This is a genomic window from Maribellus luteus, assembly GCF_003576475.1.
Classification (GTDB): Bacteria; Bacteroidota; Bacteroidia; order Bacteroidales; family Prolixibacteraceae; genus Draconibacterium; species Draconibacterium luteum.
Map to the genome: position 1 here is coordinate 1 of NZ_QWGR01000263.1, position 527 is coordinate 527.

Consider the following 527-nt stretch of genomic DNA (forward strand, 5'->3'; position numbering starts at 1 on the left):
GATGGACGGCAGCACTGCGTCGGACGATGCCGTGCCCAGCACCACCAGCAGTTCCGCGCGCAGGAACCGGATCAGCTTGAAGATGTTGAAACCCGCCATGCGCAGGATGGTGCCGAGCACCACGAACACAAACAGCGCCACGGCTGCGTAGAACAGCAGTACCAGGAAGCCAAGCTGCTTGAGCGAGCCCGCGCCGTACTTGCCGACGGTAAAGGCCACCGCGCCCAGCACGCCCAGCGGTGCCAGCCGGATGATCACGGCCATCATGCGGAACAGCACATGCGAGAGCTGATCGATCAGGTTGACCAGCGGCTTGGTCCGCTCACCCAGCAGCGACAGCGAGCAGCCGAACAGGATCGACACCAGCAGCACCTGCAGGATGTCGCCCTTCACGAAGCCGCTGACGAACGTATCGGGAATCAGCTTGAGGAAGAACGCTGCAACGCCAGTCGATTCCACCTGCTTGGCGGTCGTCATGTACGACGCCATGGCCGCCGGATCGAGCGATTTCGGATCCACATTCATGC

The 527-nt window shown here is 62.4% G+C and carries 1 protein-coding gene; it reads right to left on the minus strand.

What is annotated here, in order from left to right; translation table 11 throughout:
* On the minus strand, window positions 1-527 hold a 527-nt coding region (locus D1614_RS28840; RefSeq protein ID WP_147384418.1), incomplete at both ends, for a cation:dicarboxylate symporter family transporter.